This is a genomic window from Rhodovulum sp. HP10 (assembly GCF_047553435.1).
In the GTDB taxonomy this organism is placed as follows: Bacteria; Pseudomonadota; Alphaproteobacteria; order Rhodobacterales; family Rhodobacteraceae; genus Rhodovulum.
In genome coordinates, this window is the sequence record NZ_CP180201.1 from 2,774,835 (window position 1) to 2,785,974 (window position 11,140).

General features: G+C 62.8%; 8 protein-coding genes, 1 tRNA gene and 2 pseudogenes. 3 read left to right on the forward strand and 8 right to left on the reverse strand.

The window, feature by feature from the left end; translation table 11 throughout:
• Positions 1 to 50 precede the first annotated feature (50 nt).
• From lon to ACK8CO_RS13135, 3 genes and pseudogenes are all read left to right on the forward strand, one after another.
• Positions 51 to 2,462 (forward strand): endopeptidase La, encoded by a 2,412-nt coding sequence (gene lon / locus ACK8CO_RS13125; protein ID WP_414896901.1) that lies wholly within the window; start codon positions 51 to 53, stop codon positions 2,460 to 2,462.
• Between the two features lie 182 nt (positions 2,463 to 2,644).
• Positions 2,645 to 2,719, forward strand: a tRNA-Val gene (locus tag ACK8CO_RS13130).
• Between the two features lie 346 nt (positions 2,720 to 3,065).
• Positions 3,066 to 3,691, forward strand: a pseudogene (locus ACK8CO_RS13135) (IS5 family transposase); the annotation flags it as partial.
• Here the strand turns inward: ACK8CO_RS13135 and ACK8CO_RS13140 are convergent.
• The 8 genes and pseudogenes from ACK8CO_RS13140 to ACK8CO_RS13175 form a co-directional block, all read right to left on the reverse strand.
• Positions 3,677 to 4,542: pseudogene (locus ACK8CO_RS13140) on the reverse strand (transposase); the annotation flags it as partial. The pseudogenes ACK8CO_RS13135 and ACK8CO_RS13140 sit on opposite strands and share 15 nt — an antisense overlap.
• 115 nt (positions 4,543 to 4,657) lie before the next feature.
• Positions 4,658 to 5,260, reverse strand: coding sequence for a cysteine hydrolase family protein (locus tag ACK8CO_RS13145; protein ID WP_414896902.1), 603 nt, complete (start codon positions 5,258 to 5,260; stop codon positions 4,658 to 4,660).
• Positions 5,261 to 5,335: 75 nt separating this feature from the next.
• Complete coding sequence (locus tag ACK8CO_RS13150; RefSeq protein WP_414896903.1) at positions 5,336 to 5,902, reverse strand: hypothetical protein; 567 nt, start codon at positions 5,900 to 5,902, stop codon at positions 5,336 to 5,338.
• The gene (locus tag ACK8CO_RS13155) at positions 5,899 to 6,519 is read right to left on the reverse strand and encodes a hypothetical protein (RefSeq protein ID WP_414896904.1); all 621 of its coding nucleotides are present in this window, start codon (positions 6,517 to 6,519) and stop codon (positions 5,899 to 5,901) included. Before ACK8CO_RS13155 ends, ACK8CO_RS13150 begins: the two co-directional genes overlap by 4 nt.
• A gap of 24 nt (positions 6,520 to 6,543) precedes the next feature.
• On the reverse strand, positions 6,544 to 7,350 hold the full coding sequence (locus ACK8CO_RS13160) for a hypothetical protein (RefSeq protein WP_414896905.1): 807 nt from the start codon (positions 7,348 to 7,350) through the stop codon (positions 6,544 to 6,546).
• A gap of 13 nt (positions 7,351 to 7,363) precedes the next feature.
• Positions 7,364 to 7,804 (reverse strand): hypothetical protein, encoded by a 441-nt coding sequence (locus ACK8CO_RS13165; protein ID WP_080617435.1) that lies wholly within the window; start codon positions 7,802 to 7,804, stop codon positions 7,364 to 7,366.
• 10 nt (positions 7,805 to 7,814) lie between these two features.
• A complete protein-coding gene (locus ACK8CO_RS13170) occupies positions 7,815 to 9,356 on the reverse strand; it encodes a hypothetical protein (RefSeq protein WP_414896906.1) in 1,542 nt (513 codons plus the stop codon).
• A complete protein-coding gene (locus ACK8CO_RS13175; RefSeq protein WP_414896907.1) occupies positions 9,353 to 10,963 on the reverse strand; it encodes a pyridoxal phosphate-dependent decarboxylase family protein in 1,611 nt (536 codons plus the stop codon). The genes ACK8CO_RS13170 and ACK8CO_RS13175 overlap by 4 nt, the downstream gene beginning before the upstream one ends.
• Positions 10,964 to 11,140: the final 177 nt, after the last annotated feature.

Sequence of the window (11,140 nt, forward strand, 5' to 3'; positions counted from 1 at the left end):
CGCTGCCGATGATCGGGGCCGGTAGCCGTCCAGCGAAACAAGGATACCCCATGCCCGAGCATCTGAGCCCCTCCTATCCCGTCCTGCCGCTGCGCGACATCGTGGTCTTCCCGCACATGATCGTGCCGCTTTTCGTCGGCCGCGAGAAGTCCGTTCGCGCCCTCGAGGAGGTGATGCAGGACGACAAGCAGATCCTGCTTTCCGCGCAGATCGACCCGGCGATGGACGAGCCTGCGACCGAGGGCATCTACCCGACCGGCGTGCTGGCCAATGTGCTGCAATTGCTGAAACTTCCCGACGGCACCGTCAAGGTGCTGGTCGAGGGCAAGACCCGGGTCCGGATCACCGACTATATCGACAACCCCTCCTTCTTCGAGGCGAGCTGCGCGCCGTTGGCCGAGGAACTGGGCGACGAGGAAGTGGTCGAGGCGCTCTTGCGTTCGGTCGGCACCGAGTTCGAGCGCTATGCCAAGGTCAAGAAGAACATCCCCGAAGAGGCGCTTTCGGCGGTGGCGGATACCCGCGAACCGGCCAGGCTCGCCGATCTGGTGGCAGGCCATCTGGGCGTCGAGGTCGCCCAGAAGCAGGACCTGCTGGAAACGCTGGTCGTGGCCCAGCGGCTTGAGAAGGTCTATGGCCTGATGCAGGGCGAGATGTCGGTCCTGCAGGTCGAGAAGAAGATCAAGACCCGCGTCAAGTCGCAGATGGAGCGGACCCAGCGCGAATATTACCTCAACGAACAGATGAAGGCGATCCAGCGCGAGCTTGGCGATGGCGACGAGGGCCAGAACGAGATTGCCGAGCTCGAAGAGCGGATCGCGGGCACCAAGCTGTCGAAGGAGGCCTCCGAGAAGGTCGCGGCCGAGGTCAAGAAGCTGAAGTCGATGTCGCCGATGTCGGCCGAGGCGACGGTGGTGCGCAACTATCTCGACTGGATCCTGACGCTGCCCTGGGGCGTCAAATCGCGGGTCAAGAAGAACCTTGGCGCGGCCGAGAAGGTGCTGGACAACGACCATTACGGCCTTGAGAAGGTCAAGGAGCGGATCGTCGAATATCTGGCGGTGCAGCAGCGCAGCCAGAAGCTCAAGGGCCCGATCCTCTGCCTCGTGGGTCCGCCCGGCGTCGGCAAGACCTCTCTGGGCAAGTCGGTGGCGCGGGCCACGGGGCGCGAATTCATCCGCATCAGCCTTGGCGGCGTGCGCGACGAATCCGAGATCCGCGGTCACCGCCGGACCTATATCGGCTCGATGCCCGGCAAGATCATCCAGGCGATGAAGAAGGCCAAGACCACCAACCCGCTGATCCTGCTCGACGAGATCGACAAGATGGGGCAGGATTTCCGGGGCGATCCGGCCTCGGCCATGCTCGAGGTGCTGGATCCGGAACAGAATGCGACCTTCGTCGATCACTATCTCGAGGTCGAATATGACCTCTCGAACGTGATGTTTCTGACCACGGCCAACAGCTACAACATGCCGGGCCCGCTTCTGGACCGGATGGAGATCATCAGCCTCGCGGGCTATACCGAGGACGAGAAACGCGAGATCGCCGAACGTCACCTCGTGCCCAAGCAGATGAAGAACCACGGGCTGAAGCCGAAGGAATTCGCGCTGACGCCCGAGGCGCTGACCGAGATCATCCGCCGTTATACCCGCGAGGCGGGGGTGCGGAACCTCGAGCGCGAGATCGCCAAGCTGGGCCGGAAGGCCGTGACCAAGCTGATCAAGAAGGAGACCGAGACGGTCACCATCACGCCGGACGTCCTCGAAGACTATCTGGGCGTCAAGAAGTTCCGCTACGGTCTGGCCGAGAAGGAAGACCAGATCGGCGTCGTGACCGGGCTGGCCTGGACCTCGGTCGGGGGCGATCTTCTGTCCATCGAGGCGCTCAAGCTGCCCGGCAAGGGCCGGATGAAGACCACCGGCAAGCTGGGCGACGTGATGAAGGAATCGATCGACGCCGCCTCGAGCTATGTCCGCTCTATCGCGCCCGAGATCGGCTTCAAGCCGCCGCGCTTCGACAAGATCGACATCCACGTCCACGTCCCCGAGGGCGCGACGCCCAAGGACGGTCCCTCGGCCGGGGTGGCGATGGTGACCTCCATCGTCTCGGTGCTGACCCAGATCCCGGTCCGCAAGGATATCGCGATGACCGGCGAGGTGACGCTGCGTGGCAATGTGCTGGCCATCGGCGGGCTCAAGGAGAAACTGCTGGCCGCACTCCGGGGCGGGATCAAGACGGTGCTCATTCCCGAAGAGAACGAGAAGGACCTGCGCGAGATCCCCGACAATGTGAAGGAGGGGCTGACGATCATCCCCGTCGCCCATGTCCGCGAAGTGCTGAAGCACGCTCTGGTGCGCGCGCCCGAGCCCATCGAATGGGACGAGGCCGCCGAGGAGGCTGCCGCTGCGGCGGCCGCCAAGGCTTCGGGGGGCGAAACCGCGGGGCAGGTCGCGCATTGACGCGGTCCCGCCCGGCATCGGCCATGTGACCCGGGACGCGCCCTTGCGGGCGCGTCTTTTTCGTTTCGGGCGGAGCGCCCGTCGATGGGAGGCAGCGCCCTGCAAGGCGCCCGGAAAAAGCTGCGGGCAATTCCCCCGACCCTCTTGCAAAGCCCGGCGTGTCCGGATAACAAGCGCGCCACGGGTGATTAGCTCAGTGGTAGAGCGCTTCGTTCACATCGAAGATGTCAGGAGTTCGAATCTCTTATCACCCACCATCTTTCCAGTGGTTTGCGTTGATTTTGCGAAGTGTGCCTAGGTTCCGTGAACCTTGCGGAGCTTCGTGAAGTCCAGAACATCGGCTGCGCGGCGCAGGTGGTTCGGCGAGTAGCGCGTGTAAACCATCGCTCCGCCAGCATGTCGGGGGGTGTAGGGGCGCTGTGGTTCAGCCATCGACCAAGCCCTCCCGCTTGACGGCAGCAACCAGCGTGCGGGCCTCGATGATCCAGTCCTCGGCCTCGCTCTCCCGCGCCTCCTGGAAATCGCGAGTGATGCCACCTCCCGGGTCCGCCCCGGCCGGGGTCCCCTCTTCGCACGGTTCGTTCCAGATAGGCGCCACCGCGATGGCAGGCCCGCAAGCATGGCGTTCAGGGCCGCCGCCAATGGCGCAAGGTGCATCTGGCCATGGATGCCGCCACGTCGGACATCCGCGCCGTCGAGGTCACACCCGGCCGGGAAGGCGACAGTCCCGTCCTGCCGGACTTGCCCGACCGGATCCCTCAGGACGAGGACATCGGCACCGTGACCGCGGACGGCTCGACGCTGTCACAGCGCCATTGTCGTGCGCGGCGCCACGGCGATCATCCCGGTCCGAAGAAACGGCCGGCCATGGAAAGAGGACTGCCCTGCCGCGCTCGCCTCTGCCTTCGGACCAATGGCGATCATCGGCTCGCCCCGCAACGAAACCCTGCGCGCCACGCGTCACTATGGCAGGGCGCTCTGGAAGCGGTGGACAGGATACCACGCTCGAAGTCGCGCCGAGGCAAAGATGCCCTCGCCGGTTCGCTCGAACCGGTGGCGCTGAACCGGCTCGGCCTCAAGTCCTTCGGAGAGCGCATCGCCGCGAGAGACCCAGACCGCCAAACCGCCGAAATCCACATCCGCGTCATTCGCCATTGTCGCTCGGACCAATGGCGCGACATGGCTCATTCATCAACCGCTTCAACGCTCTCGCCACCGCCGAGAGCGTCTGCGATCAGCCGTTCCGGTGCGATGTCGAAGGTATCGTTCACCCGGTCGATCATGGTCCGCACCGACCCAACCTCGGCCTGGCGGATCGACCGGGTGGCCTCCACATCGAGGATCACGCCGTTGTCGGTGTCGATCAGGTAGTTGGTGGAATAGGCAAAGTAGGCCGGACCTCCCCGAGCCCCGGTCCATTGCGAAGCCGGATCGGAATGCGAGGTGAACTTCGGCTCGACCGGGCTCGCTGCACCGAAGGCGGCGTCATCGAGCGTTTCCAGGTATTCCCTGACAGCCCGGGGCGCCTCTTCAGGGTCGATGCTGCCCGGCTGCCAGTCTGACTTCGGCGTCGAGTTCTGCCGGTTCGCGTCGGCCGCGATGATACTGGCATCCGCGGCGAGGCGCTGACCGCCGGCCAGGCCCTCCGCGACGCAACGGTACGCGCCACCACGGTCTCGCACAGATGGCGCAACAGGTCGCTGTCACGGAAGCGGCCATGACGGTCCTTGAAGAAGGTCGAGTGATCCGGCACCGGGACGGTCAGGTCGAGGCGACAGAACCAGCGGTAGGCGAGGTTGAGATGTACCTCCTCGCAGAGGCGGCGCTCGGACCGGAGGCCGTCCGGCATGGGCCTCGGACCGATGGCGGCACCATGCCGAACTGTAGCCGACCAGCAGCATACGGATCATCAGTTCCGGATCGACCGATGGCCGTCCGGTGGAACTGTAGAATGGCGCCAGGTGCGGGCCAGATCGACAAACTGGTCAACCGGTCGGAGCATGTGGTCGGGCGGAACGTGCGCTTCGATCGAGAACTCGTAGAACAGAGCGCCTTGCGCTTCCTGCCGGACCCCCATCATCGCCGCTCACCTCAAGCTGCCGCAACCAGATTGAATCAGCGGTCAGCCCTTCAGGCAAGGCGGGTTTTTCAACGGAATAGGCCCAGGTCTGGCCGAATGAGAACTGGGCGTCGGGTCAACCTCCCCATGGGACATGATCGGCGGCATATTGGCGCTCTTGCTCGATCTGCGCGATCACCTCTGTCGTCGGTCGCACATCTGAGACATTGCTCAGGGCTGCGAGGACGACATCATGTGCCGTCGCGGCCTCGATGATCTGCCCGTCCTTGAGGGTGACGGGCGCCGCAGCGCAGGCGTCACTGGCGACCGTGACCTTGAAGCCGAAGTCATCGGCGGCGCGTACCGTTGCGTCGATGCAGTTTTGCACCATCGCCCCGGCCACCACCACTTCGGTCACCCCGGAGCCCTGAAGCGCCGCGGCCAGCCAGGTCATGCGAAAGCCGTTGGTGTAATATTTCGGAATGATGATTTCTGGCGGCTGTATCCCCAGCCGGGGCTTCACCCGGTCATGCAGTTCGGCACCTGGCGAGCCGAGACTGAATGGCCCGCCTTCGGTTAACCCGAAATGCTGAATATGGAATATCGGCAGCCGGCTCGAACGGAAACACGTCAGGAGCGCCTCGATATGCGTCAGCGCTTCGTTCATGTCCGGAAGCGGTAATTTGCCATCGGCGAAGTATTCGTTCTGCACGTCGACCAGGATTAGTGCCTTGCTCATCATCATATCCCTCCATCTAGGTGCCTCCGGCCGAAGCGGGTGCCGGAGCGGCATCGGAAAACGAATAAGGATCGGCTAGCCCAGAATGTATTGCGCCTTTCCACGCTCACCCGACGCCTTCTCTGGTGCCGGAATGGTCGAAATTGTCACTGCGGGGGTCGAGATCCCCATGCGCTGAGCACCGATTTGAAACTCGATGCGATAGCCGTAGGTATTCGGCTCGACCTCGGGCCGGACCATGCCGGCCCAATAGTCATAGCTCGGGGTCACGCCCGGAATGACATCGGGAGAATGCGCCGTCACAATCGCCCCGTAGCTTTGCAGCTTGAGGCAGATCGGCTCATCGAAGGTGATATCGGCGATCGAAACTGGCGCCGGCACGCCATAGGGACCGACGGGATAGACGATCCAGTTGATCACTATCCCCTCAAGACATTGCGTCTTCAGGGCGGTGGTTCCGCGACCGGGGCTGGGTTTTCCTTCCGGGGTCACGCTGTTATCGACGAAGATCACGGCATCGTCGAGCGTCTCGCTGTAAATTGCGCGCGCCACATCAACGATGGCGATCACATTCACCTGGAGCGAGTTGCGTACGATTTGCCGCGGTCGCGAATTCGTTCTGAGCGAGTTGCCCCTGTTCATTTCCTGGCTCCTTTCGAGCTGTCGCCGTCGTCGGCCTCCGATGTCGCAGACGGTTTCTTCGGCGCGGAAGCTTTGGGAGCTGGCGCGGGCTTTGCGTCGGGGGCCGCGTCGGCGATTTCCGTCCCGGGCTCGGGCGCCAGCTCGGCCCGCTCGGCCGGCGGACTGACGAGGAAGGAGCTGGCTTCGGCGATCAGCGGCTCGGGGTGGCTTCCCACCCGGAATGCCAGCCGGTAGGGAACCCCCTCGGGGGGCAACGGCTTGAGGATGCGCGCGGCCCAATACACCACACTGGTGGGGGCATAGACGCCGCTTTCCAGGTCGATATAGGGGGCGTATTGTTCATCGATCAGAACGTCGTCGATCCGTGCGAAGGCTTCGCATTCCAATGGCATGACCTCCCACACCACCAGATCCTCCGCATCGGCGCATGTCTTCAGACATGACGTCCCATGTCCGCTCGAGCCCGCGGCCCCGTTGTTGTCGAACAGGTAGAGGTCGCTGTCCAGGGCGTCCTCCGAGAGAGCGCCGACCACGTCGAGCAGCCCCATAACGGTAATGACCCGCTTCGTATCGGCATCCGGTCCGGATCGCGCGGTCGCGCTGTCCACTTCGCTCATGGCATTCTCCTTCGCGCCGCCGGCTCATGCCGGGATGATATCGAGAGTGGAATTCGAAAATCCGCTGCGGATGGCACCGGTGGACACGCTGATCCAGGCATCGTGGGGCAGGGTGACCGAATGATCGGTGACCTCACCATCCTTGTCGCGACGCGCATAATAGAGGGTTATCCACATGGTGTAGCAATACACCCCCAGCATTGTCGGGTTGACCGAGGCGCTCCAGTAAAGTCCGTCGGAGAACAGCTGCGGCGAGCCATATTGCGCCGGGAATATCACCTTCTTCTCGACCGCCTCGCCGTCGATCCGCGCGATGACGGGAGCGGGATAGTGGATCAGATCCTGATCGTCGGTTCTGGTGACACGGCTCTTGCGGGTCTTCCGGAAGCGCGCCCGGCCGGGTTCGAGGAAACCCTGACCGGCATGGGGCAGCGCGCGGGTCGACTCTGTCGACGCTGCCATCTCGCGAGGCGACTTCCTGATATTGATTTCTTCGCCCAGAATGTTGCGGAGCCGCAGCGGGAACCGGCCGCCATGCTTTGCCAATAGCGGCGTTTGCGCCAATGCTTTCCGATCCTCATCATGCAGGAAGAAAGTCTGTGAGACCGTCACCGGAATCGAGCCGACACCCACCTGAAGCCAGTTGAGGATGGGAGCGCCCGCCAGCGCCGCGTCGGTGACATCCAGAGCCGTGGCAAGATTGCCGGTTCCTTCCCCGGTCGAACCGGCCCAGCGCCCGTTATCCACCAGCCATAGATGCCCACGCAGATCGTTGGCCTCGATTGCCGCGGCAATGTCGACTATTACGAGGATCCCAAGTTGTTGCCCCATGGTTTTCTCCCTGTCAGGCCGTCAGCTGAAGCGCCGGGCTGGTGGTGAACATGACCGACTTCGGTCCGGCGCCGATCTGAAAGGCGAGGTGGTAGTGATACAGACCGGGCTGAAGGTTGCAGGGAATGATGCCGCTCCAGGTCTGCCAGAACGGGCGTATATAACGCGACGTGTCCGGATCGATTGCCGTATCGGCGGGCGTACCGATGCTGTTCTCCAGCGTTGCCGCCTCATCAAGAAACCGGATGTCGGCGATGACCGCCGGGCTCTGGACGTCCACCGCGAGCACCCGCCAATTCACTGTCTGGCCGCGTCGGCAGGCGGTTTTCAGGGCTTCCGTCCCTTTGCCCTGGCTGCACCAGGCGTCGTCCGTCAGGTAGAGGTTGCCCGTCAGGGTGCCGAGCGACAGGGCGGTGATCGAGTCCACCGTCATCAGGATATTGACCGGCTGCATGCGTCCTTCCTCACTGTTGCTTGTCGCAAAGCAGCGGCGTCTTGCCGACTGCGGTACGGGTGATGTCCGGAGCCCCCGGCGGCACGAAGCGCAATTCGAGGCGGTAGCCCGTCTTGGCGAGATAGTGGAAGTTCGCCTCGCCTTGATTGAACAGGGACAGCGAGCGGATCAACGCATCGCCGAACATCTGATAGGTGCCATGGGGACCGATCAGACCGAGCTGCCGGTTGACGGCCTCGGGCTCATCGACGGCCACAAGCAGCGTAAGCCGCCGGTTTGGACGATCGTTGACGAACTGCACGTCCTGCGCGGCACGGTTCAGGTCGATCCCGATGGCGGCCAGGCCGTGACCCAGCCCGTCCAGCACGCGCTTGGCGGAAAACTGTGTGTCGCCCAGATGGATGACGTCGCCGCTGCGGCCGACATATTCGAACTGCATCGTGTTCAGTCCGGCTCCCGTCAAGCCCGGTCGCCGGATCACCCGATCGCCGATCAGCAGGCGCGGCAGCGGCGTTTCATGGGCATGAAGACGGGTCACGACCAGCTCGCCCTCTTCGCCTTCCTTCACCCAGCGCCCGTCAGGATCGACGATTTCCACCAGATGCAGCCCCGGCACCGTCGCCAGCCAGGGCGACGCCGGATCAAGCTGCAGGGCGATGGTTTCGGCCTGAGTGGCCGCAAAATAGCTCAATATGCTGACATTCGGATAGGCCGCCTTCAACTCGTCGCGGTGGCGGGCGTTCAGAACGCCGCTGCCATAGAGCGCAACCCGCAGCGAGCGGCGCGCGTCCTCGGACAGCTCCGCGCCCAGTTCGGGCAATGCCGCGACGCTGGCGGTGATGCTCATGAAGGCTTTCGGGCCGACGTAACGCATCAGATGTCCGAAGACATCCTTGGTGACCGGGCCGATCCCCAGGTAGTTGGTGCCGGGGATCCTCTGGAGCACCCCGCCCACCATGGTGCCGCTGCTCCACAGATTGTAGTCGGCCAGAGTCGTCATGACCCATTTGGGCGCGTCCTCGTCGAAAAACGGCGCAAGCTGGTAGCGGCCCATGAACTCGCCGGCGAATTCGTAGGTATCCTGCAATTCGCGCAGCGAATAGACGGTCTCGACCGGTTGGCCGCTGCTGGTGCCGCCGCTGGCGACGATCTCGAAACCGCCGAATGACAGTGGCACGGCCAGCCCCCGGCGCTCTCCCATGTATAAGTCCCGCATCACCGTCTTGTCGGCGAGAGGAACCGACTGCCAATGGTCGAAATCCCGCACCGTGCCGGTGATCCCGGCCGCTGCCAGTCTCGTCGCCCAGCTCGGATTGCCCTGCAGGGTCCCGATCATCTGCTGCAACCGGCGCAGGATCAAAGCATCCTGCAATTCGGGAGAGAACTCGGCAAAGCGCCGTCCGGCCAGCTGCTCGGCCCGGCGGATTTTCGACAGGAACGTTTCGAGGCCGCTAATGGCTGCCGGGTTGCCGGGGCGCAACTCATCAGCGGCGATAAGCCCGGCGATGGTATTTGCATCGGCGACCGGGCGGAGTGCGGTGTCGGTGCTCAAGGTCGTATCTCCTCGGGTTGCGGAAATTCTTCCCTGATGGTCAGGGCAACCGTGCGGACCTCGTCCAGCATTTGCCGGATGTGATCGGCGGTAATACGGTGGTTCATAAGAACCAGCCTCAAGGCGGGCATGCCGTCGATATCGACCTTGGAAATGAAGAAGCGGCCGCGCTCCCGGACGCGTGCCCGAATTTCGGTCTGCAACGCGCCCAGGGCCTTTGGGTCGAGCTGCTCCTCCGGCACATAACGAAAGCACAGAATGTTGGTATCAGGAAAATGCAGGGGGACAAAATCCGGGGCGTCCGCCAAGATCCCATGCGCCCTGCGGGTCATGTCGCAAAGCACTTCGAGTTTTTCGGCAATGGGCGCGCGGCCATACATCGCCCAGAGGACCCACAGCGACATGATCATTGGCCGCTTGGTGCATTCGAAATTCCGTTCGGCAGAGTCGTATTCGGAATAAACGTCTGCAGTCTTTTCGAAAACGTAGCTCGCCTCCTGCCGAAAGGCTGCCGTCGCCTGGTCCCGGTCGCGGTAGAACAAAAGCGTGCAGGCCGCCGGCACGAACATCGTCTTGTGAGCGTCCAGTGTCAGGGAATCCGCGCGACTCAGCCCGGCCAAACGCGGCCGCAGCCGGTCCGACACGATCAAGCTGCCACCGTGAGACCCGTCGACATGCAGCCAGATCCCGCGTTCCGCGGCGATGTCTGCCAGCTCATCCAGGGGATCGATCGCGCCGAACGAGGTGGAGCCGGCATTGGCGACAATGCAAAAGACATCGAGCCCGCGTGCTGCAGCTGCGTCCAGCGCCTCTCTCGCACCGGTAGGGGCGATCCGCCGCGCAGGGTCGAGCGGAAGCCGCACCAGTTGATTTTCGCCGATCCCCAGTATTCCGGCGGCGCGGGTAATGCTGTAATGAACATCGCCACTTACGGCTATCGCCGGACGACGGTCGGTTCCGCCCAGTCCTTCGCCCCAAGCCTGGGGATAGCGGCGACCACGCGCGGCGAGAAGTGCGGTGAGGTTTGCAAGCGACCCCCCCGACGTGGTGAACATCGTGAAGCGATCGCTCGGAAAGCCCAGGAAACTGTTGAGTTCCTCGCCCATGACACGCTCGACGACGCAGGGCAAAGCCCCTGCTTCGTAAAACGAGGCAGGCTGCGTGGCAATTGCACTGACCATGTCGACCACCGCGGTCACCGGGAACGGTCCGGAGAATTGCCGCCCCATGTAGCCGGGCGAGTAGACCTGGATGCCGGTCCGCAGATAAAGCTCGACGATTTCCGCCAATTTACGGTCATGTTCCGTGATGTCGGTCGTCTGCCCGCCACGGGTCAGGCGGGTTGCCGCGGCGCGGATACCTGCCGGGTCGGTCAAGGCCAAGCCGCGAGTTGACCGGTCCCGCAAATGCATTGTCAACTGATCAACAGCCTGTGATGCGTGTCGGGAAAAATGCCTGGAATCGAACAATTCATCAAGATTTTCAATTCCGGCACTCTCTACAGGCAGAAAGATATTTGGAATATTGGGCGCGTCGCGGTCGGGGAGCAATCTGCTTAGCATATTTCCCTCCAGGCGATTAATAATTTTATTTGAATTCGTGGGCATAGCGTCCTCAGAGACATGCTGAGGGAAGGCTATAGATTCCAATTTTTATTTACGCTACATCAACCAAAATTTTCAATCAAGGCGAATCATGATTGTATTCATTTTACGGACAAGGAGGCGGTTGCTGCGGTGGTGCATCTGTTTCAATTATTGGAAAAAATGCCGGACCGATGTCCG